This window comes from Polyangiaceae bacterium, assembly GCA_015075635.1.
In the GTDB taxonomy this organism is placed as follows: Bacteria; Myxococcota_A; Polyangia; order Polyangiales; family Polyangiaceae; genus JADJKB01.
Map to the genome: position 1 here is coordinate 2499718 of JABTUA010000001.1, position 21864 is coordinate 2521581.

The following is a 21864-nucleotide window of genomic DNA, read 5'->3' on the forward strand; positions in this document are numbered from 1 at the left end:
AGATGGCCGCGAAGAAGCGCGCCCGCCCTCCCGCCTCGGACCGCACCCGCACCGAGTGGCTCCGGCGCATCGAAGCCGAGTACCGCTCCGCCGCGTTCGCCCACCACCTGGTGCACTGGCTGATCCAGATCGGCGCGAGCCCGGATCTGATCCGTGACGGCCTGCGCATCGTGAACGACGAGATGGTCCACGCGGAGCTCTCGCACGTGGTCTACACGGCGGCCGGGGGCACGGAGCTGCCGCGCATCGATCGCGACTCGCTCGTCCTGCGCCGGAGCGCGAGCGAGCCGCTGGAGCACGACGTGCTGCGCTACGGCGTCGATCTGTTCTGCCTCGGCGAGACCGTGGCGGTCCGCTTGTTCAAGGAGCTCCGACACAAATGCGTCGTCCCCGAGGCTCGGCGCGCGCTCGATCGCATCCTCCGCGACGAGGTCCGCCACCGCGACTTCGGCTGGGCGCTGTTCGACTGGCTGGCCGAGACGCCCCTCGGGCCGAAGCTGGAGAAGCTCGCGGAGCGCGAGCTGCCGCGCATGTTCACCCGGGTGCGCGGCGCTTACGCACCCTGGGCCGCCCGGGACGAGCAGAGCATCCCCGACGCGGACCGGGCCTGGGGGCTGATGCCGGCCGGCTGGTACGCGCGCGTCCTCGACGACACCCTCGCGCGAGACTACGTGCCGCGCTTCGAGAAGCACGGCATCGACGCCCGGCGCGCCTGGGCCGCGAGCTGAGGTAGACTCGGGGACATGCTTCCCCGCCTCTCGCTCCTCGCCCTGCTCTCCCTTGCCGCGATCGCCGGTGCCTGCTCCTCGGACGACTCGGACGGCGGAACGAGCACCGGCGGCGCCGGCGGCTCGACCGGTGGCAGCGGCAACACCGGCGGCTCCGGCGGCGCCTCGGGCAGCGGCGGCGCGAGCGGTGGCGCCTCCGGCAGCGGCGGCGCGAGCGGCGGCGCCTCGGGCAGCGGCGGCGCCACCACGGACGGCGGCGTCCCCGACAAGCTCTCGGCGACCGGGCTCTACTCCGATACGGCGAAGGGCACGCTGGCGCCCGGCGTCCAGGAGTACCAGCCGAAGTACCAGCTCTGGACCGACGGCGCGGCCAAGAAGCGCTGGGTCTACTTGCCCGCCGGCACGAAGATCGACACCAGCGACATGGACTACTGGGTCTACCCGGTCGGCACGAAGCTCTGGAAGGAGTTCTCGCGGGACGGCGTGCGGGTCGAGACCCGCCTGCTCGAGAAGACCTCCGCCTCCGAGTGGCAGATGATGGCCTATCACTGGAACACCGGGCAGACCGACGCGGACGCGGTGCCGCTCGGCGTGTTGAACGCCTCGGGCACGCAGCACGACATCCCGTCGTCGAACGACTGCCTGACCTGCCACGGCAAGCTGAAGGACCGAGCCGCTTCGTTCACCGCCATCCAGCTCTCGCACGGCTTGCCCGGCGTGACCCTGACCAGCCTGATCGCGGACGGTCGCCTGACCGCGAACCCGAGCGGTCCCTTCACGCTGCCCGGCACCGCGACGGATCAGGCTGCGCTCGGCTACCTGCACGCCAACTGCGGCATCTGCCACAACGACACCAGCTTCGTGTTCTCGCTGGTGGACATGCAGCTCTGGCTGAAAACTGGAAACCTGGCGTCGGTGAAGACGACGGACACCTACCTCTCGACGGCCAACCAGGCGCTCACGGCCTCGAACCCCAGCACCGGCCAGGCGCGCCTGGTCCCAGGCGACGCCGCCAAGAGCGACCTGCACATCCGCATGAACCAGCGTGGCACCCTCAATCAGATGCCGACCCTGGGCACCGAGGTCGTGGACGCCACGGGCCTCGCGGCGGTGGACGCCTGGATCAACAGCCTGTGATCAGTCGCAGGTCGGCCGCACGGGCACCGGATCCGGCACGGAGCTCGGCAGGATCTCGCGCAGGTACTTGAACTCCAGGTCGCAGAACACGCCCGGACCCTCGCCGAGCTCGGCGCGCTCGCGGAAGCTGCGCGCGCCGCCGGAGTCCATCAGCCGGTTTGGCTCGTCGCCGGGGTTGTGGAACTCCTCGCCCTCGGGATCGGCCAGGCCGAGGGAGTGGCCGACCTCGTGCGCCGCAGTCGTGCCGACCATGGAGCCGAGCACCCAGATGGCACACGCGATGCGCATCTTGCGATCGCTGCTCGGCGCCGGGCAGCTCGCGCCGCTCTGGAGGATGGGCACGTTCACCGCCAGCTCCTCCGCCAGCACCGGCTTGCCGCTGCGGTCCGGCCGGAACGGATCGAAGATCTGATCGAACAGCGGATCGGCGACGTCGAGCTTCTTCGCGAACTTTCCCGGATGCGTGCTGAAGCCGAACAGCGAGTCGATGAACACGCCGCCGAAGCCGGGGTAGCCGCCCTCCTGGGTCACCGCGTTCACGCCGCCGATCTTGTCCTCCAGCCGGATGTTGCCCTTGTCCTTGCCGGCGGAGTTGTCGTAGCCGAGCAGGCCGAGGCCGTTCGGATCCGGCCCCTCCAGATCGACCTGGGCGAAGAGCTTGAAGTCGCGGGGCTCCTCCGTGCGAAACTCGAGGTTCACGCCGACGTAGGCGGCCTGCATCACCTCGATGATGCGATCGCGGACGCGCTGATCCGCGGCGCGCAGCCCCAGGTTCTCCAGGCTGTCCTTGTAGGTGGGGAGCCAGTTGACCCAGACCACCTGCTTGAGCGGCGCGATGCCGAGCGTCACCTGGATCTCGCCCCCGATCACGCTCTGTGCGCCGTAGGTGGCCACCGGCTTGGCGGTGCCCTTGAACTGCCCCGTCACCTTGCGAAGATCCGCGGCCTGCCCCAGCGCGTCCTCTTCGTTCAGCACGTAGCGGATCAGCTTGCCGTTCACGAACTCGGTGATGAGCTCGAGGTTCACCGGGTTGCCGCTCGGGGCGCCGGTGGGCGTGAAGGTCCCGGCGAGCTGGATGCGCGTGGTCGCCGGCGTCGGGTCGTTCAGATCCGCGTTCTTCCCGACGAAGCCGCCGCCGCTGATCTCGACGTATTGACCGAGGCTGGCGGCGGCCGGCGAGAACGCCGTCATGGTGGTGGCCACCAGCTGGATCTGCACGGGGATCTGCCCCGTCTCGCTGGAGGCGCCGGACACCACGTGGTCGCTGCGCAGCCGCACGCTGCCCTGGAACAGGCCCGGCTGGATGCCGGCGATCTTGGGCGCGAAGGGGAAGGTCGCGAGCTTGCGCTGCGTGGTGACGTCGGTTTTGATTTCGTCCGGAGTGAGCGGCACCTCGACGTCCGGCACCGGGGTGCAGGCGGTGTCACCGGTCTTCTGGTAGCAGCCCTCCAGGATGGCGACCGTGCGCCCTTCGCCGCCGCCCAGGAGGAAGTCGTCCCCCTCGACGTGGATGGCGTCGTTGACCTGCTTGATGCCCTCCTCGACGCCGTAGAACTTCGGCTCGAGCTTGGAGGCCACCCGGAGCACGACGTCTCGGGGCGGCGACAGGTGCTCGCGCGGATCGGCGGGCACGCTGGCGGTCACCTGCGCGGTGCCCGAGAACTCGCCGTCGTTTCCGGGCAGGCCCATGCTGGCGCCGCCGGTCCACTTCACCTCCAGCCGGCCCAGGCCCTTGAGCTCCGCCGGCAGGAGCGCGTCCACGGGCTGCCCGTTCATGCTGCCCACGAGGCGCACGAACGCCGGCTTCAGATCGACGTAGTTGCCCACGACGACCAGGGCGCTGCCCGGGACCAGGGCCCCTGGCGTGACCTCGTTCAGCGTCAGATCGGTGACCTTGCCTCCCGGCGACTCGGAGGCGTCCGAGCCGCAGGCGACCCAGATCAGCGCGAGGGCCCCGAACGCGAGGCGCCCGAGGGCTCTTTTCACAGCGCCGGACATCCGCTCGTCGTCTTGCTGGTGCTCGTGTAGTCGATGCAGATGTCGTACTTGTTCTGCGCGCCCTCCCAGCCGTGGACGACCACGAAGTAGTCGCCGGTCGCCGGGATCTTGTACGAGAGGTTCTCGTTCGAGGTGCTCGACTGGCCGTTCGAGCTGTCGCACTCCCACGGGTCGGCCTCGGTGCACTTGGTGAGCTGCACGCCGGCCGGATCGTACAGGTAGAGATCCAGATCCTCGCTGGCCTTGGTCTGGGTGAACTTCAAGGTCGCCTTGATGGTCTCGTCCTTGACCATGAACACCTTGAACCAGTCGTCGTCCCAGGCGCAGATCTGCTGGGCCGCCGACTTGTACGGGCCGCTCGTGATGTCGGCGTCCCGCGCCTGGCTCTTGTTGTCGTCGTTCTTGCCGCCGGTGTCCGAGGAGTCGTCCACGCACTGCGCGGTGCAGCCGTTCTGCTTGGACCAGGTCAGCGAATACGAGTTCTCCGCCTTGGACCAGGCCCAGACGTGGAAGTAGTACCGGCCTGGCGTGAGGCAGCTCGTCACACTCTCTTGCGAGCCCGGCTTGGCCGAGCTGACCACGACCTTGCCGGTCGAGTCCTTCAGCATCAGGTCCAGGTTGCTCGAGGCGCCGCCGGAGAGCGTCGCGGTCACGGTGGACTCGCTCGCGATGTCGATGGGGTACCAGTCCTCGTCGTCGAACGGGGCGCCCGGGCAGCTCTTCAGCTGGTAGGTCCCCGCCGGCAGCCCCGGCTTGGTCTTCACCTGCGTCAGCGTGTCGTTGTCCTCGTGCGAGTCGTCGGTGCACTGCGTGGTGGAGCCGCCGCACTTGCCGGAGCTCGGGATGCACTGCTTGGCGCTCTTGCCGCTCACGCTGAGCACCGGCGCCGTCGAGCACTCGTGGCTGAGCGGACAGTCGAAGTCGTCGATGCAGGCGAGGCCGCACACCTTGGCGCCCGCCACGAAGATGCAGTTGTCCTCGGGCCCGCCGCACTGCACGTCGCTGGAGCACGAAGAGCACTCCTTCTGGCCGCTGGACGTCGCGTTGGTCACCGTCATCGAGTGCGAGCCGGGATCCGGCGAGCGCGTCTGGTGATCGCAGTCGCCCTCGGCGTCGTCGTTGTCGTTGGCGACGATCAGGTAGAAGAGCTTCCCCGTCGTGCCCGTCGGCTTGTCCGCCACCGGGTTCGGGATGGCGGCGGTCCACTTGCCGTTGACCATGTCCCCGGACACCTGGGTCATCGTCACCTGGGTCATCGCCGACAAGTCCGGCGTCTGGCCCGGATCCGTCGTGCTGTACATGAGGAGCGGCGGGTATTTCAGGCCCTTGTCGTCGCTCACGTCGGCGTCGATGGCGATGTCGAGGTTCGTGGACTGATCGCCCGGGCTGTGAGTGATGACCGGGCCGTCGCCCGGGCAGTCCGGCTTCACGCCCTTCTGAAGCACGATCAGGAAGTCCTTCAAGACCTTCGCGTTCTCGCTGTCGTAGGCGGAGAGCAGGAGCGAGAAGAGCTCACCGCCGCTGATCTGCTCCGGCGTCGGACACCAACTCCAGGTCGCCTCCAGCCCGTCGGTCTGTTCGAGCGTCGCGCCGTCGATGAGGGGCGGCTCCTGCGCGATCTCGACCTGGGTGCTGTCCGCGTCCTGGATCACGATGGGCAGCTCGACGCATTTCTTGCTGCCCAGATCGAGCGTCGTCCCCGTCCCGAGCGGTTTGATGAAGACCGGGGAGCCCGCGCCGCCCGCCGCCGACTTCACGTCGATGGCGACGGTGCGGCGGGCGTCGTCCTTGCCGTCCGAAGCGATGAAGTCGAAGGAGTGAATCCCGACGTCGGACCCGATTGGGACCCACTTGAAGACCGCGGTGCCGCCGGCGCCGCTGGTGAGCTGCGCGCGGTTCTTGATGTCGCCCAGGTCGGCCTTGTAGCTGAAGGTGATGGGGTCGCCGTCTGGATCGGTCGCGCGGAGCGCCACCGACAGCTCGGTGCCCACCGCCGCGACCTGATCGGGGATGGGATCGAGCTTCGGGGGGCTGTTGTCGTCGCCTCCCCCGCAACCCGACACGACGAGGACCAGGCTGGACCCGAGACAAGCAAGTGTGGTGCGCACGATTGGGGACCTTACGAGCAGAAGGGTATGATTTTTCCCTGGCGCGGGCCGAGGCCGCGGCTACTTTCCCGAAGCTTGCCCCGGAGCCTGCCGCCCAGCGGCCACCAACCCCCCGATTTCATTAGACTGGGCGGGGAAGATCCGGTAGTCCATTGTCGTACAGTGTAGGAGGAACAGCCACATGCGCCAGCTCCAAGTGAATCGGTCCTTTTCTGTCCTACCTCTGCTCGCCTCCCTCGCGCTCGGCTGCTCGTCCTCGGACGGCGGCGGCCCGGCCGGCGGGGAAATCGACAACGACGCGCCGCTCTCGGATCTGGACGCCCTGTTCAAGGACGCTCCGGACAACGCCAAGCTCGACGAGCTCGGCAAGGCCGACGCCGTCTACCCGAAGCTCTACACCGAGCTCCTGACGCAGCAGTCGCCGGTGCGAAACCAGGCTAGCCGCGGCGTGTGCTCGATCTTCGCCACCAACGCGCTGATGGAGCACCTCTACATCAAGGGCGGCAACCTGCCGAACCCGGACTTCTCGGAGCAGTTCCTTCAGTGGAGCGTGAAGGTGGAGGGCGGCGACTTCACCAACACCGAAGGCTCGAACGCCGCCTCGAACCTGGAGGCCATCAGCCAGTTCGGCATCGTGCAGGAGCAGGACTGGCCCTACCAGGGCACCAAGTGGACGACGGCCAACGACCCGGAGTGCACCGGCGAGAGCATGCCGACCAAGTGCTACACGAACGGCGATCCGCCGGCGAGCGCCCTCGCAGCGCCTCGCTTCAAGCTGCCGGCCGGCAAGTGGGTCAACTCGAAGACCAACAGCATCAAGGCCTTCATGACCGGCAAGAAGCAGGCGGTGGTCGTGGGCATGACCTTCTTCTACCAGGCCTGGAACCACCGCCTCTCGGCCATCCCGGTGGACTCGGCCACGTACTGGAAGGAAGGCGTCGTGTTTTACCCGAACGCGAAGGACAAGACCGAGAGCCTGAAGAAGCGCGCCGGTCACGCCATCTTGCTGGTGGGCTGGGACGACGACAAAGAGATCCAGCCCCTCGACGAAGAGGGCAAGCCCGCCGTGGACGGCAGCGGGAACCCGGTCAAGGAGAAGGGCTTCTTCATCTTCAAGAACAGCTGGGGCACCGATCGCTTCGGCACGCAGAACCCCTACGGCCCGGGCTACGGCTACCTCAGCTACAAGTACGTGGAGCAGTACGGCACGGTGTACGGCTCGGACGTGCCGAAGCCCGAGCCCAAGCAGGAGATCTGCAACGACCAGAAGGACAACGACGGCGACGGCAAGACCGACTGCGCCGACGGCGACTGCGCGGCGGACGCGGCCTGCACCGGCAGCGGAACCGACTACGAGAACACCACCGGCGGCGCCATCCCCGACAACGACGCGAACGGCCTGAAGAGCGACATCGTGGTCGCCGAAGGCGGCAGCATCAGCGCCCTCAGCGTGACGGTGGACGTCACCCACCCTTACCGTGGCGACCTGATCGTGAAGCTCGTGCGCCAGGGCGGCGGCGAGGTGGTGCTCTCCGATCGCGCCGGCGGCAGCGCCGACGATCTGAAGAAGACCTTCGCGGTCACCGCCTTCGACGGGCAGGACGCCGCCGGCACCTGGTCCCTGGTCGTGATCGACAAGGCCAAGAGCGACGTCGGCAAGCTGAACTCCTGGAAGCTCTCGATCACCCGCGGCAGCGCCGCGCCGACCAGCCAGAGCTACTCGAGCACCGAGTCGAAGCCGATCAAGGACAACGACCCGGCGGGTGTCTCGACGGACATCGCGGTGGCGGACGCCGGCAAGATCAAGGCGCTCAGCGTGACGGTGGACGTGACCCACCCGTACAAGGGCGACCTGACGGTGAAGCTCCAGCGCATCGGCGTGGGCGAGGCCGTGCTCCAGGAAGCCGACGCGGAGAGCGGTCCCTTCGGCAAGCGCACCTTCAGCGTGAGCGAGTTCGTCGGCGACGAGTCCAAGGGCACCTGGCGCCTGCTGGTCGCGGACGTGGCCTCGGGCGACAGCGGCACGCTCAACGGCTGGAGCCTCGAGATCAAGAGGTAGGTCGAGGCAACCAGGAGAGTTGCGCCACGACGCCACGACGCCACGACAGATTTCTTTGATTGTGTCGTGGGCGGACGGGCGTGCGTGAGCCGAGCGGCGCTGGTCACCCCCACGGCTGACCATTGCTCGCCCGCGGCGCCTGGACCCTCAGAAGACCGCCAAGCCGCCAAGGGCCGTGAGCTTCTTCCTGGCGACCTTGGCGTTCTTTCTGGCGTCTTGGCGGTTCTCTCCCGATCCGAGGCGGCACCGGAAGAGATGTGACCAATCATGAGCCCCACGGATACAGCCAACCTGCTCCACCGCCCGTGACCGGAAGGCGGTCGCGCGAGCAGCTACGGCCGACCTGCTCCCCCGCCCGTGACCGGAAGGCGGTCGCGCGGGCAGCTACAGCCGACCTGTTCCCCCGCCCGTGACCGGGAGGCGATCGCGCGGTCGCGCACGCCGTGACAGCCGAGCGGCCCCCCCGGCTGATCGGGAGGCGTCATCCCCCTCCGCTGCGCGGAACGTCCATCCCGCGGACGTTCGGCGCAGCGCACGCCCCTGACGGGACAAAAACACCGAAGCCGCCGGGGCCTCGCGGACCGCGGCGGCTTCGCTGCTGGGTTAGAGCTCGGGGTTCAGTCCGTGGACGTGTCGGCCGCTGCGTCGTTGCCGCCGCCGCCCGTGCCTCCGCCGCCGTCGGTGCCGGCGTCGGTGGTGCCGCCCTCGCATACGCCGAGGGTGCCGAGCTGGGAGTTGAACGCCGCGCAGGTGCCACCACCACAGTCCGCGTTCGAGCAGCAGAACTTCTTGCAGGTGCCGGTTCCACCGTCGACGTCACCCGAGCAGTGCATGGTGCCCTTGCAGTACGGGCCCTTCGAGTTGGTGCACGACTCTCCCAGGTTCTTGTCGTTGGGCGGATCGAAACAGGCGATCACCGACTGTCCCGAGCTCGTTCCCAGGTCGCAAGCCTGACCGGCCCCGCCGTTGCAGCCCTCGTTCGTGACCGGATTGCACTCGATCGTAATGCCTGAGGCGCAGCCTGCCGGAAGCTGGACCTGCGTCGTCTTGCACTCGGTGTCGTAGTCCGCGCAGCAGTCCGGCGGGCTCTGGTTCTTGCACGCCGGGTCGCAGTAGCAGCCGCCGGGCTGCTCGTCGGCGCTGCCGCAGACGCCCTTGCAGGAGCCAGCGGAGCTGCCGCCGCTGCCGCCGCTGCCGCCGCCACCGGTGGCCATGCCGCCGGAACCGCCCGCGCCGCCGACCGCGCCACCCGCGCCGCCGCCGCCGCCGGTCACGGTCTGCGTGCCTCCCGTGTTCCCGCCACTACTACTGCTGCTCCCGCACGCGCCATAAAAGACGGCTCCGAAACCAAGGCAGACCAAGGCAGAGATGGTGGCGATTCTCACGGTGACTCCTGACTGGGAAGTAAACGAGCGCCCGGCGCCCGACCCAAGGCAATCAGGTTACACCAAGACCGCCGGCAAGACCACCCGGACACGCGTGCCCTTGCCGAGCTCGCTCTCGACTCGGATGTCGCCGCCCATCTCTCGGACCAACGCCCGGCACACGTACAGACCGAGCCCGGTGCCCACGCCCACCGGCTTGGTGGTGAAGAACGCGTCGAAGATGCGCGGCAGCGCTTCGGCGGCGATCCCCTCCCCGTCGTCCGATACCTCCACGACCACCTCGGCGCCCGAGCCAGGCGCGACGCTGACCGTGATGTCGCCGTGGCGCTCCTTCGGCATGGCCTGAGCAGCGTTGATGAGCAAGTTCAGAAAGACCTGGGCCAGGCGCGTCTCGTCGCCGCGAACCAAAGGGATTTCTGCGTACTTTCGGCTCAGCGAGGCGCGCTCGGTGAGCGCGCCGGCCGCGATGCGCGCCGCCAGATCGATCGCGCGCCGCACGTCCGCCACGCCGGCCGAGTCCTCTTGTCGGCCCATCTGCGTCAGATCCGCCAGGATGGCGCGCATGCGCCCAAGGCCGTCGAGCGCGTCCGCGAGGGCGGCGCGCGCCCGCGCAATTTCTTCCGGTCGCTCCGCGAGCAGGGTCTGGGCCAGATCGACGCTCGCGAGCACGTAGGTGAGCGGGTTGCTGAGCTCGTGGGACACGGACGCGCACAAGAGGCCCAGGGCTGCGACACGCTCCTGCATCGCCGTGTGAGCCTCCCGCGACCGCTGCTCGGTGACGTCCCGCGCGACGCCGCAGTAGCCGGTGATCCTCCCGCTCACGTCCCGGAGCAGGGACGCGCGGTCTTCCATCTGCCGCCACTCCGCTCCGTTCTTGTGCGCGAGCCGGTAGCTCCGGATCACCGGCTCGCCGCTCGCGAACATCTCTTGCGTGCGCTGCCCGAGCGCGGGCAGGTCGTCCGGGTGGATGCAGCGGAGCCAGAGGCCCGGATCGCGCATGAAGTCCTCGGCGGCCCAGCCCACCACCTCCTCGACGTGGTCGCTCACCAGCTCCACGCGCGCCGACAACGCGTCGCTGCCCTGCGTCCGCACGACGTAGACCACGTCGGGAATGCTCTCCATCACGTGGCGGAAGGTCGCGCTGTTGCGCCGGAGCGCGTCCTCGGCCACGCCGAGCTCGCTCCGGTCCACGACCACCGTCAGTGTGCGCCCGTCGTCGAGCGGGGCGAGCATCACGTCGACGCTGAACAAGTGGCCGTCGCGGTGACGCGCCTCGAGCCGGGAGCCGCTGCCCATGTTGCGCGTGCGCGGCGTCGCCGAATACTCGCTGCGGCGCTCCGCGTGCAGCTGGCGTAGGGGGCCCGGCACCAGCACCTCGACGAACGAGCCGATCAGCTGGTGGTCGGCCCAGCCGAACAGCCGCTCGACCTCGCGGTTGGCCTCGACGATGACGCCGCGCTCGTCCACCACCAACATCGCGACGGGCGAGCGTGCGACGAGCGACCCGAGCGGCGACGCTGTGGCTGACTCATCGGGCACCCTCGCATGCTAGCATCCCGAAGCGTGCTGGCGCCGACCGAGCTTCGCCTCCCCCTGGCCACGGGCCTGACGCTCAACGTCCTCGAATGGGGCGGCCGGGACAGCTCGCGGGATCACACGCTGGTCCTGGTGCACGGCTTCCTGGACCTCGCCTGGGGCTTCGGCCCGCTGGTCGACCACGGGCTCGCCGAGCGCTTTCACGTGGTCGCGCCGGACATGCGAGGCCACGGCGACAGCGATCGCGTCGGCGCCGGTGGCTACTACCACTTCATGGACTACGTGGCGGATCTCGCCGGCGTGGTCGAAGCGCTCGGCAGGGGGCGCGTCTCCCTGGTCGGGCACTCCATGGGCGGCAGCATCGCGGCGTATTACGCGGGCGCGTTTCCGGAGCGGGTGCACGCTCTCGCCCTGCTCGAAGGGCTCGGGCCGCCGGAGGACGAGACGCCCCACCCGGTGCGCGTGGAGAGCTGGATCCGCGCCTGGAAGCGCGCCCGCGAAAGCGAAAGCCGCGCCTACCCGAGCCTCGACGCCGCGGCCGAGCGCCTGCGGGCCGCCGACCCGCTGCTCAGCGACGAGCTGGCTCGGTACTTCGCCGAGCACGGCACCGTCGCCCTGCCCGGTGGCGCCCGCCGCTTCAAGCACGACCCGTTGCACCTGACCCGCGGCCCCTACCCCTTCCGCGTCGACGTCGCCGAGTCGTTCTGGCGCGCGGTGAAGTGTCCGGTGCTGCTCGTCGAGGGCGCGGACTCGCCGTTTCGCTCCCTGGAGAACCTGGAGCGACGCGTGGCGTGCTTCCAGAGCCCCGAGCGGGTGATCATCGATGGTGCTTCCCACATGTTGCAGCGCCACCAGCCGGCAGCGCTGGCGCGGGTGCTGCTCGACTTCTTAGATCCCGCCCACCCACCCCCACCGTAGTCCTCCGCCGGGGGCACGGCCCCCGGACCCCCGACGCGACTCGCCTCGCTCGTCGCGGGCTCGCTTCGCTCGCGCAGCTGCCCAGCGAACTTCCGCGCGAGACGGGACGACTTCACGCCTGAGGGTGAGTCCTGGACGTCACTCGACGGTGAAGCTCTTCTTCCCGAGCTCGGCACCGTCGGCGGACCTCACCACCGCGACCCAGTCGCCGGCCTGTCGCACCTGCTTCGTCTTGCCCCAGGTGCGCCAGCGGGCGTTCTTGGCGGGCACCTCGAGCTTGACGTGCCCGACGCTCTTGCCCTCGCGCTCGAAGGTGATGACCACACCAGCGGCAGAGTCCGAGCCGTTCGCCAGCTCGACGAAGGCGTAGAGCGGCTCGTCGGACACCACCAGCCGATCGACCGCTGCCGGCTCGCGCTTGTCGATGCTGCGGGTGATCACGATGCGCTTCACGGCGAGGCCGTCGGGGAGAACCGCGTCCGTGGACGCGGGGTGCGACTTGGCGGGCTTCTTGGCGGGCTCGGCCTTCTCCGCCTTGACCAGCACGCTCGCTGGTGGGTCCGCGGTCTTGGGCTCGGCACGAGCGGGCGCAGCCGGCGCCGGCGCGGCAGGGACGGCCGGGGTCGCCCGGGCCAAAGGCTCCCGGGACGCTTCGGTCGGGTCCTGCCGACTGCACGCCACGGCGACCAGAGAGAGGGCCACGGCCACTGCAAACCTGCGCTCATTCATGCTCTGACACTCCTGCCCGGCAATCACCCGAGCGTTCTCGCACCCTAGAGAGCAAGGGCCGAGCCAGCCAAATTTCCGCGCAATCGCGCGCTGGGTCGTGTCGGCGAGGACACGCCCGTGGGCGCGTGGCCGCGGGCGCACCTGCGCCCGGCGCAGTTGCGGTGGGCCCGGTGCGTGTGGCAAAACTAGAGCCGTCCGCATGCGCCGCCTGCCCGGAGCCCGCCTGGTGCGAAGCCTGCGCGCCTTCGCCGCGCTGGTCGCGCTCGTGCTGGTCGGCGCGCAGCTCACCAGCATCGGTCACCACGTGCTCGTGGCCCACTACCTGTGCGCCAAGCACGGCACGCTCCACCACGGGCAGGCCCCCGAGCTCCGCTCCACCGAGCGCATGAGCGCCGAGACCGCGACGCCCGAGGAGAACGGCGACCACGGCAGCCACGACGACTGCTGCTTCCCGGCCCGCACGCCCGCGGAGCTCGCCGAGATCGCTCGGTGGACGCTCGTCGCGACGGCGCCCGAGAGCTCCGCCGCGCTGCTCGCGCCGGATGCCGCGCTGGCCCACGACGCCATCCCGCTCCTCGCGCTCGCGCCGAAGCTGTCGCCTCCGCGCGCCTGAGCCCGCGCCTCGAAGGCCTTCCACACGCTCGCGCGGCCAGCTCGCGCGGCGTGGTCCATCCCACGCGACTCCGCGCCCACGACCGGCGCCCGCGACGCATCGTTTCCATCGTTCCATCCAACACGCGATCACTCCCGTGGTCCCCACCACCCGCATCACTCTGGCGGCGTGTCTCGGCGCGCGGCTGGCGTTCGCCCAGGCCACGCCACCGGGTACGCCTGCCGACGAGCCCGACGTCGAAGAAGCGGCCGAGCCGGCCGCCAGCGAGAGCGCTCCGCCGATCGAGCCGGCGACCAGCGAGAGCGCTCCGCCGATCGAGCCGGCGACCAGCGAGACCGACTCGGTGTTCGCCGAGCTGGAGCAAGACCTGTCCACGCCGGGCTCCGCGCCCGCGTCGCCGACCCGAGCCGCGCCCGCCCGCGGAACGCAGTCGATGAACCCGGATCTGGCGCTGATCGCCGACTTCGCCGCGGCCTGGTTCTCCGACGAAGAACACCGCCAGACCGGCGGACACGATCCGAGCCGCAACGGCTTCAACCTGCAATCGCTCGAGCTCAACGCGAGGAGCGTCGTCGATCCCTACCTGCGCTTCGACGCGAACCTGGTGTTCGCCGAAGCCGGCGTGGAGATCGAGGAGGTCTACGCCACCACGCTGGAGCTGCCTCAGGGCCTGCAAGCGCGCTTCGGGCAGTTCCTCACCCGCTTCGGACGCATCAACGCCACCCACCCGCACGCCTGGGACTTCGCCGATCAGCCCTTCGCCATCGGGCGCGTGTTCGGCGCCGAGGGCAACCGCGGTCTCGGCGTCGAGCTGTCTTGGCTGTTGCCGCTGCCCTGGTACGCGGAGCTCGTGGCGTCGGCGACGCAGGCCGGCGGCGAGGCCAGCGCGCGGAGCTTCTACGGCGCGAACGATCTGGGCGTCGAGCGCCCCGCGGATCTGCTCTACGTCACCGCGCTAGAGCAGTTCTTCGACCTGTCCCACGACTGGTCGCTGCTCTGGGGTCTATCCGGTGCCTTCGGCCCGAACGCCAGCGGACGCGACAACCGCACCGAGGTCTTCGGCACGGATCTGTACCTGAAGTACCGACCCATCACCCGCACCAGCGCCACGTCCGTCGGCTGGCAGACGGAGCTCTTGTATCGCCGGCGGCAGGTGCCTGAAGACGTGCTCTGGGACGCGAGCGGTTACAGCCAGGTCGCCGTCCGCTTCGCGCGGCGCTGGGGCAGCGCGCTCCGCTACGAGGCCGGCTCTCCCGCCTACGACCTCGGCGGCGCCGTGGCCACCGACCCCCTCGACCCCGAGTGGACGCGCTTCCGCCACCGCGTGAGCGCCAACCTCACCCACTGGCCGAGCGAGTTCTCTCGCTTCCGGCTGCAAGGCTCGCGCGACATGGGGGGCGCGGGCCAGCCCATCTGGGCGGCCTTCTTGGCCGCGGAAGTCGTCGTGGGCGCCCACGGCGCGCACACGTTCTGACAAGGAACCGACCATGTTTCGCTGCATCCGAGCCCTGATCGTCCTCTCTGTCTTGTTCCTGCCGGCGCGCGCATTCGCCGCGCTGTCCATCGTCACCACGACCTCCGATCTGGCCGCCATCGCCAAGGAGGTGGGCGGCGCGCACGTGGAGGTGACACCGCTGGCGCTGCACACTCAGGATCCCCACTTCGTGGACGCCAAGCCGCACCTGGCGCTCAGGCTGGCGAAGGCCCAGCTCCTGATCGCAGTCGGGCTCGAGCTCGAGACGGGCTGGCTGCCGACGCTCCAGACCGGCTCGCGGAACGGCAAGATCCAGGTGGGAGCCGACGGCTACCTCGACTGCTCGGAGCTGGTGAAGATCCTGGAGATCCCGACCGGCAAGGTCGATCGCAGCCAAGGCGACGTTCACCCGCACGGAAACCCCCATTACATGCTCGATCCGCGCCAGGCGGCGCGCGTGTCCAAGGGCATCGCGGATCGATTGGCCAAGCTCGACCCGACTCACGCCGAGGACTACCGCCAGAACGCCCTCGCCTTCATCAAGAAGCTGGGCAAGGCCACCAAGGGCTGGGAGAAGACGCTGGCGAAGGCGCGAGGGCAGAAGGTCATCGCCTACCACCGCTCCATCGCCTACTTCGCCGACTGGCTCGGGCTCGTCGTGGTCGAATATGTCGAGCCGCGCCCGGGCATCCCGCCGAACCCGCATCACGTGACGCACGTGATCGAGGTCGCGAAGCAGCAAGGAGCGAAGTCGGTGCTGCAAGAGGCGTATTACCCCGCCAAGACCAGCGAGCTCATCGCCAAGCAGGCCGGCGCCACGCTGGTGAAGATCCCCGGCGGCCCCAACGTGAAGGGCAGGCAGACGTACATCACGCACCTGGACGGCGTGGTGAAGCAGCTCGCCAAGATCTACGGGAAGTGAGCATGCGAACGGTCCTCGTCCTTCTGCTTGGGCTCGGCAGCGTGGCGTGCACGTTCGAGGCCGGCCACGGCTTCGCGACGCTCGAGAGCGCGAGCATCTCGGCGCGGCTCGAGCCCGGCCCGGCGCGCGACCTCGGCAACCGAACCGTGCTCACGGACCTGGGATATTGGGTCAGCATCGACAGCGCGCGCTGGCGGCTGGACGAGGCGCGCCTGCTCGCGTCGAGCGGCCCGAGCGGCGGCGGGAGGTTCGACCCAGCGAATCCGCCGGCGGGCTACTCGCTGTGCCACGGCGGGCACTGCCACGCCGACGACGGCCGGCTGGTCGCCTACGAGGAGATCGAGGCCGAGCTCGCCGGCGGCAGCGTGGTGCTGTCTCCAGTCGTGCGCTTGCCCCTCGGCGAGCCGCTCGACCTGTACGCCGCCGAAGCGTCGGCGCTCGAGCGCGTCCTGCCCTCGCGGGAGCTGCCGGAGGCCCAGATCGCGCGGGCCGACGCGCGCTTCGGCCGCTTCGAGCTCGAAGCCACGGTCGAAAAGGGTCCGGCGGGCGCCGAGCTGCCGGTGCCCGCGACGCTCTCGCTGGAGCTGCCGGCGCTCAGCCTGTCGCGGGCCATGAGCACCTCGATCGGACGCCACTCGCCCGAGCGCCTGCGCTTGGAGGTCGGGGTCGGCTTGGACGGGACGCTCTTCGACGGCCTCGACTTCGCCGCGCTCCAGAGCTCCGGGACGATTCAGCTCACCGACGCCGAGCTCATCGCACTGTCGGAGAAGCTCGCAGCGGCAACCATGGAGGCTCGCCTGGAATGAAAACGACTCCTCTCCTTTTCCTGCTCGGTCTGCTCGCCGCCGCCTGCGGTGGCGAAGACGCATCCACTCCCGCGGGCGAAGACCCGGAAGAGCACGCCTGCGAGCAGGCCTCCGAGACCGGGACGGCGCTCGTCGCGGCGGAGGACACGGCGAGCGCGCCGGCGCTCGCTCTCGCCGAGACTCCGTACACGGTGACCCTGCCCAGCGGCAAGCCCGGCTACCTGAAGCTCCAGGGCCCGTCGAACGCGCTTCTGTTCTTCGGGACCGCGAACGTCGCGACCGGGCTCAGCTTCGGCAGCGACGCGACGGAGCTCCTGCCGGAGGGCGCGCCGAACGAGCACTGTCCGAACGCGATCCCCGAGCACTTCGACCTCGGGCTCGACCAGAGCGGAGATTACTTCCTGCGCCTGGGCCCGAGCGCGCTGCCGAGCGTGTGGCTGATGCTGACCGAAGTCGAAGGCCACGCGCACTGAGTCATGACCGCCGAGCCCCGCACCCTGCTCGCCAGCCGCCGCCTCGAGGTCGGTTACCTGGGCCAGGCCATCTTGCCGCCGGTGGATCTCGAGATCCGCGCGGGCGAGTTCTGGGCGATCATCGGCCGCAACGGGTCCGGCAAGACCACCTGGCTCAAGACCATGCTGGGCCTGCTTCCGCCGGTGAAGGGCAGCGTCGAGCACGGGCGGCAGGGCCTGCATCTCTCGTACTTGCCGCAGCGCAAGGCCATCGACGAGCTCTACCCGCTGCTCGCCCGGGACGTGGTGCGCATGGGGCTCGATCGCGGCTGGTCGTTCCTGCGGCCGCGCCTGGGCGGCGAGCCGCCGGAGGTCGAGCGCGCGCTCGACGAGATGGGCGTCTTGCCGCTGGGCGACGAACCGTTCCGCCGGCTCTCGGAGGGCCAGAAGCAGCGGGTGTTGTTCGCCCGGCTCAGCCTGTCGGGGGCCGACGTGGTCGTGCTCGACGAGCCGACCAGCGCCATGGATCAGGTGGCCGAGCACGAGGCGTTCACGCTGCTGGACGGCCTGCGCAAGCGCCACGGCCTGGCCATCGTGATCGTCAGCCACTACCTGGGGATGGTTCGGCGCTTCGCGGATCGCGCGCTCCTGCTCGATCGCGACACCGGCACCGCCATCAGCGGCGCACCCGCGGAGGTGTTCTCCGACGAGCGTTTCCACGCGCGCTTCAGCGAGCGCCCGCCGGCGATCGAGACGCTGGAGGACGAAAATGGCTGACGCCGGCCCGGCCCCCGCGGCCAGCGGCGAAGCGCTGAGCGCGGGCGAGCTCGACGAGGCGTTCGGCGGCGGCCTCGGCGCCGGTCCCGAGACCGACGCGGCCAGCGAACCGAACGCGGCGCTCGAGGTCCCCAGCGTGCCAATGGGCTCCGAGCGGAGCGCGGTGGAAGGCGTGCCCACCTGGTCGGAGTTCGCCCACGGCTGGGAGCTCGGCATCTACCGCGATCCGGTCCTGTGCGGCGTGTTCGCGGGGCTCGTGCTGGGCGTGCTCGGCGTGTTCGTGGTGCTCCGGCGCGCGGTGTTCGTCACCGCGGCGGTGAGCCAAGCCGCCGGGCTCGGCGTCGCGCTCGCGTTCTGGCTCGAGCTCACGCTCCACGCCAGGATCCCGCCCGCGCTCGGCGCGCTCGGCCTGGCCCTCGCGGCCACCGCCGTCCTCACCCTGCGCATGCAGCGCATGCGGCTGCCGAGCGAGACGCTGGTGGGCCTCGTCTACCTCGCGTCGAGCGCCGGCGCCATCCTGGTCGGCGATCGCATCGCGCAGGAGTCCCACGACATCGCCAGCATCCTGTTCGGCACCGCGGTCCTGGTGCGCCCGTTGGATCTGGCGCTGGTGATCGGGGCGGGCCTGTTCACGCTGCTGGTGATCACGGCCTGTTACCGCGGCTTCCTGTTCGCCGGCTTCGACCCCGAGGGCGCACGCGTGCACCGGCTGCCGGTGCGGTTCCTCGATCTCCTGCTGTGGGCGGTGGTGGCGCTGGAAGTGTCGATCACCACGCGTGCCATCGGGGCCTTGCCCGTGTTCGCGTTCGCGGTCGCCCCGGCCATGGCCGCCCTCGCGCTGCTCGAGCGGGTGCGCTGGGCGCTCGTCCTGGCGGGCCTGCTCGGCGGGCTCGCCGGCGGGCTCGGCTACCTTTTCGCCTTCTTCTTCGAGTTCCCGGTCGGTGCGTCCCAGGCAACCTTGTCGCTGCTTTTTCTCCTGGTCTGCCTGCCACTGGCGCGGGTGCTGCGCGGCAGCGCGGCGTGAACGCGAGACGATCCCGCGTTTACCCGAGCGGTGTTGCGACTAGGTCCAGCATCGAGAGATCGATGCGCTTCACCAGGGCGAGCCCCATGCTCGAAGCGCCGATCTTCTGCTCGCCGAGGTAGACGGCGGTGTCCGTCAGGCTCCAGGTGTCCTGGTCGAAGTAGCTGCCTGGCGTGGGCTCGATGCGCCAAGCCTTCCAGGTCGAAAGCTGCACCAGCACGAGCGAGTTGGTCTTGGAGAACGCGCCCGCGTCGTCCGGCTTGTAGAGCACAGTGCCCGCGTATCCGCCCCAAGTGCGAACCGCCCAATTGGCTCCGTAGTCGAGCGTCGGGCTCACACTCGGCGGAAATGCGATGGTGTCTTTTGAGCGAGGCGCCCTCCAAAACCTCAGGTCCCCGAAGAGCTTGCACGCACTGGCCGCCAGTCCGACGATGTCCGTCGGGCTCACCCCCACCCAACAGGTGTCGGTGGGCACGGACTCGATGAGCGTGCGCACCCCCTTGCCGTCCGGCGACCAACCGCGGATGCGCTCGCTAGATGCGTTCGGGTAGTCGGTCCAGACTGCGAGGTCGCCCTGGCCCCCGCCGAGCTGGCTGTGCGAGTTGCTCTCCAGCAACGTCCAAACGTTCTTGGCGACGTCGAGCAGCGCGAAAACGGCGCCCTTTCCGGTCTTGATGCGGATCGGCGTCGAGGAGTCCATGGTGAACTCCATGCGGCCCTGTGGCAGGCCGCTGAGCGGAGGGGTGGCCCAGCGCCATGCCTTCTCGTCCGGGAGCCAGGTGAATGGCAGCTCCTGCGAGTTGCCCGCCACCAGGTTCGAGAATGCATCATCGCGTGCATTCCCGAACACGCATGTCGCATACCCGGGAGCCTTGGTCACTTGCCGTAGGACGGCAGCAATCGTCGCGCCGTTCGACAGACTCACGATCCGCCGCGGGATGAACCAGTGGGACTCGGTCTCGACCCCCACCTCAATCTGGAGAAACGCAACCGGCCCCTCGGGCAGGAGTGGGGTGCTGAGCGTCGGGTAGCTCACCTTGCCGAACCCGGCGGTCACGTCCATCTGCGCGCAACCGGGTCCGCAAGCCTCCCATGTGAGCGAGGGGAACTTCAGCAGCGCGGAGACCCCTTCGAACACCGCGCACTTCGGAGCCCATGCCCCATTGCCCGGCGCCGGCTTCCAGATAATCGGATCCGCAAGCCAGGCGTGCTCTGCTGGCAGGCCGGAATCGGACAAGCTGACCTCGAACGGCGCGTCGGCCGGCGCATCCTTGGCATCGACGGGAGCGTGCTTCGCATCGTCCGCTGCGCCATCACCGCCACCGGTTCCACCACCGTCCCATGGGTGCCGATACTCTTCGTCGCCACCCCTCGCGCAGGCGCCAAAGGACCACGCGATACCGGCTGCGACCACCACCGAGAGGACGACGATGCGGGACCTCACAGGGCTCCGATCGGTGGGCACCAGCCGAAGAGACCGCTGGTCACCGTGACGTACTCGACCGACCCGTTCTTGCTCACCGCAACGATCGGATCGCGGTTGCCCATGGTCGGCTCGCCGACCAGCCTGCCTTGCCTGGTGTGGACACCGGTGAGCGAAATGCTGCTGTCACCCACGCTGAAACGCCAGATGCGCAGCGTCTTCTTGGCCCCGCCATACACCAGTAGCCCTTGATCCGACCACTGGATCCACAAACGGTCGTGGAGCTTCAAGTACGGAAGCTCGAGGAGGATCTTGCTCGCGCCGCCATGGACGTCGATGGAGAGGAGCCGCACGCGGTCGAGCTTCGAAGCGCCCAACCGGTCGTCGTCCAGATCGAGCACGAACAACCGGTGGCGTTCCTGGTCCCACGCGGTGCTGAGCACGCGGGTGGACGGGCGCTCCTTTAGGTTCGGGGCGACGGAGGACCAGGTCCCGGAAGCGAGATCGTAGCGCAGCACGCTCCGCGCCGGCGCTCCGGTGATTGAATCCACGCCGCCGGCCACGTACACGGCTTCTTCCACCCCGCTCAGGACCGCCCCGAAAGCCCGGCGCGCGCGAACGCTCGGCGCGGGTTCGGAAGCGGCGCCCAGCTGCTCGGCAGGTCCGCCGCGCCGTTCCAGGCTCAAGCCGGAGGCGCCCCGGACCACCGTGGCGACGCGCGCGTCGGTGAGGTCACGCGGAAACACCACCGCTTGAACCGCTCCGCGACCGCTCAGCCGGCGGACCCTCTCGCTCGGTTCGGCGGGTGCGAGCCACATGAGGCTCGAGTCGGAGATCAGACTCCGAACGTCCGCCGCCAATGACGTCGTGATGTCGATTCCGGCGCTGGGCAGCGTCCGGGCGAGGATGTTCCCCGCGACCATCTGGATCAGCGTGGGCTGCACCAACTCGTTTCCGAAGTCGAAGAGAGCCGGGTCCTTCAGGTAGAGATCCGGGTTCACCCAAGTGAGGCACGGCAGCGACGGGCAACCCGCGTCGTCCGAGCCGCCGATGGGGAGCAAGGGCTTGATGGCCAGGGCCGGGGTGGTCACGAGCTCGAAGGCGTCGCGCAGGTCGCCCGCGAGGTCGCGGCCACCCACTATCGGGCCGGCGGTCGTGGAGAAGAAGGCCCCATGAGTGGAGCACGACGTCAGCGCGGCAGTGCAAACGCCGTGTCCTTCCACCGCGCCCGCGGACAAGTCCTGGCGCCACGCCCAGAAGCGCTCGAAGTCCAGCGCTACGCCTCGCGAGAACGTCACGGGCGAGGTGAATCCCGAGCCCGAGAGGATGTTGGTTCCGGTCGCCGTGGTCATGCGCGGCTCGTTCCAACGGGGGGCACTCTCGGGATTCGACCAGGTGCACTGCTTGCCGTCTCCCACGCACTCGAGGAGAGAGAGCGGCTCGTCTGAAGCGTCGTCGAAACACGTGCAATGACGATAGCCGATCGCTTGGCTCGTGTTGAACGCCCCGTCCGCATCCGTTTTTTGAGGGAATGAGAGCGTCACCGAACCCTGCGGAACCACCTGGCCGCTCACACCCGGCTGGTCGACTTGGCAGAGGCAATGCGCCGCAGTCAGAATTCGGTCACGCGCGACGAGCGTGCCGGAACACACGCTCTGCTTGTTGATTCCCAGGAAGGCGACCGTCGACACGATGCCCGACGTGGCCGTCATGTCGGGGTAAACGCCAGCGCCGTAGAGTGCGTCCTGTGAACGCGCTGAGTGCGGCGGCGCCCC

At 69.4% G+C, this 21864-nt stretch carries 18 protein-coding genes; 11 read left to right on the forward strand and 7 right to left on the reverse strand.

Translation table 11 applies throughout. From position 1 onward, the window contains the following. The first annotated feature begins 2 nt into the window (after window positions 1–2). Together HS104_11225 and HS104_11230 are read left to right on the forward strand one after the other, a co-directional pair. Window positions 3–728: a ferritin-like domain-containing protein gene (locus HS104_11225; protein MBE7480540.1), complete on the forward strand. Its 726-nt coding sequence runs from the start codon at window positions 3–5 to the stop codon at window positions 726–728. A gap of 15 nt (window positions 729–743) precedes the next feature. Then, window positions 744–1865 (forward strand): hypothetical protein, encoded by a 1122-nt coding sequence (locus HS104_11230; protein MBE7480541.1) that lies wholly within the window; start codon window positions 744–746, stop codon window positions 1863–1865. Here the strand turns inward: HS104_11230 and HS104_11235 are convergent, their stop codons facing one another. Together HS104_11235 and HS104_11240 are read right to left on the reverse strand one after the other, a co-directional pair. After that, complete coding sequence (locus tag HS104_11235) at window positions 1866–3851, reverse strand: hypothetical protein (protein ID MBE7480542.1); 1986 nt, start codon at window positions 3849–3851, stop codon at window positions 1866–1868. It abuts the gene before it with no gap. Further along, window positions 3848–5971, reverse strand: coding sequence for a pre-peptidase C-terminal domain-containing protein (locus HS104_11240; protein ID MBE7480543.1), 2124 nt, complete (start codon window positions 5969–5971; stop codon window positions 3848–3850). Before HS104_11240 ends, HS104_11235 begins: the two co-directional genes overlap by 4 nt. A 181-nt stretch (window positions 5972–6152) precedes the next feature. Between HS104_11240 and HS104_11245 the strand changes: the two genes are divergently transcribed. Beyond that, entirely contained in the window at window positions 6153–8030 is a 1878-nt protein-coding gene (locus tag HS104_11245) for a proprotein convertase P-domain-containing protein (protein ID MBE7480544.1), read from the forward strand. Window positions 8031–8647: 617 nt separating this feature from the next. Here the strand turns inward: HS104_11245 and HS104_11250 are convergent. Both HS104_11250 and HS104_11255 read right to left on the reverse strand, forming a co-directional pair. Beyond that, window positions 8648–9244, reverse strand: a complete 597-nt coding sequence (locus tag HS104_11250; protein ID MBE7480545.1) for a hypothetical protein — start codon at window positions 9242–9244, stop codon at window positions 8648–8650. A 228-nt stretch (window positions 9245–9472) separates the two neighbouring features. Beyond that, entirely contained in the window at window positions 9473–10954 is a 1482-nt protein-coding gene (locus HS104_11255; GenBank protein MBE7480546.1) for a PAS domain S-box protein, read from the reverse strand. Window positions 10955–10978: 24 nt separating this feature from the next. Here HS104_11255 and HS104_11260 point away from each other — a divergent pair, with 24 nt between their 5' ends. Beyond that, window positions 10979–11869 (forward strand): alpha/beta hydrolase, encoded by an 891-nt coding sequence (locus HS104_11260; protein MBE7480547.1) that lies wholly within the window; start codon window positions 10979–10981, stop codon window positions 11867–11869. Window positions 11870–12007: 138 nt separating this feature from the next. Here HS104_11260 and HS104_11265 read toward each other — a convergent pair whose 3' ends face one another. Beyond that, on the reverse strand, window positions 12008–12598 hold the full coding sequence (locus HS104_11265) for a DUF2914 domain-containing protein (protein ID MBE7480548.1): 591 nt from the start codon (window positions 12596–12598) through the stop codon (window positions 12008–12010). 199 nt (window positions 12599–12797) lie between these two features. On the opposite strand from HS104_11265, the gene HS104_11270 reads away from it, so the two are divergent. The 7 genes from HS104_11270 (at window position 12798) to HS104_11300 (ending at window position 18666) form a co-directional block, all read left to right on the forward strand. Continuing rightward, a complete protein-coding gene (locus HS104_11270; GenBank protein ID MBE7480549.1) occupies window positions 12798–13211 on the forward strand; it encodes a hypothetical protein in 414 nt (137 codons plus the stop codon). 115 nt (window positions 13212–13326) lie between these two features. After that, a complete protein-coding gene (locus HS104_11275) occupies window positions 13327–14685 on the forward strand; it encodes a zinc-regulated TonB-dependent outer membrane receptor (GenBank protein ID MBE7480550.1) in 1359 nt (452 codons plus the stop codon). 13 nt (window positions 14686–14698) lie between these two features. After that, on the forward strand, window positions 14699–15607 hold the full coding sequence (locus tag HS104_11280) for a zinc ABC transporter substrate-binding protein (protein ID MBE7480551.1): 909 nt from the start codon (window positions 14699–14701) through the stop codon (window positions 15605–15607). Window positions 15608–15609: 2 nt separating this feature from the next. Beyond that, window positions 15610–16413 (forward strand): hypothetical protein, encoded by an 804-nt coding sequence (locus tag HS104_11285; protein ID MBE7480552.1) that lies wholly within the window; start codon window positions 15610–15612, stop codon window positions 16411–16413. Continuing rightward, complete coding sequence (locus tag HS104_11290) at window positions 16410–16886, forward strand: hypothetical protein (protein ID MBE7480553.1); 477 nt, start codon at window positions 16410–16412, stop codon at window positions 16884–16886. The genes HS104_11285 and HS104_11290 overlap by 4 nt, the downstream gene beginning before the upstream one ends. A 3-nt stretch (window positions 16887–16889) precedes the next feature. Then, a complete protein-coding gene (locus HS104_11295; GenBank protein ID MBE7480554.1) occupies window positions 16890–17642 on the forward strand; it encodes a metal ABC transporter ATP-binding protein in 753 nt (250 codons plus the stop codon). 142 nt (window positions 17643–17784) lie between these two features. After that, window positions 17785–18666, forward strand: a complete 882-nt coding sequence (locus HS104_11300) for a metal ABC transporter permease (protein ID MBE7480555.1) — start codon at window positions 17785–17787, stop codon at window positions 18664–18666. 19 nt (window positions 18667–18685) lie between these two features. Here HS104_11300 and HS104_11305 read toward each other — a convergent pair whose 3' ends face one another. Together HS104_11305 and HS104_11310 are read right to left on the reverse strand one after the other, a co-directional pair. Next, window positions 18686–20110 (reverse strand): hypothetical protein, encoded by a 1425-nt coding sequence (locus HS104_11305; GenBank protein ID MBE7480556.1) that lies wholly within the window; start codon window positions 20108–20110, stop codon window positions 18686–18688. Further along, a complete protein-coding gene (locus HS104_11310; protein ID MBE7480557.1) occupies window positions 20107–21801 on the reverse strand; it encodes a trypsin-like serine protease in 1695 nt (564 codons plus the stop codon). The genes HS104_11305 and HS104_11310 overlap by 4 nt, the downstream gene beginning before the upstream one ends. Between the last annotated feature and the right edge of the window lie 63 nt (window positions 21802–21864).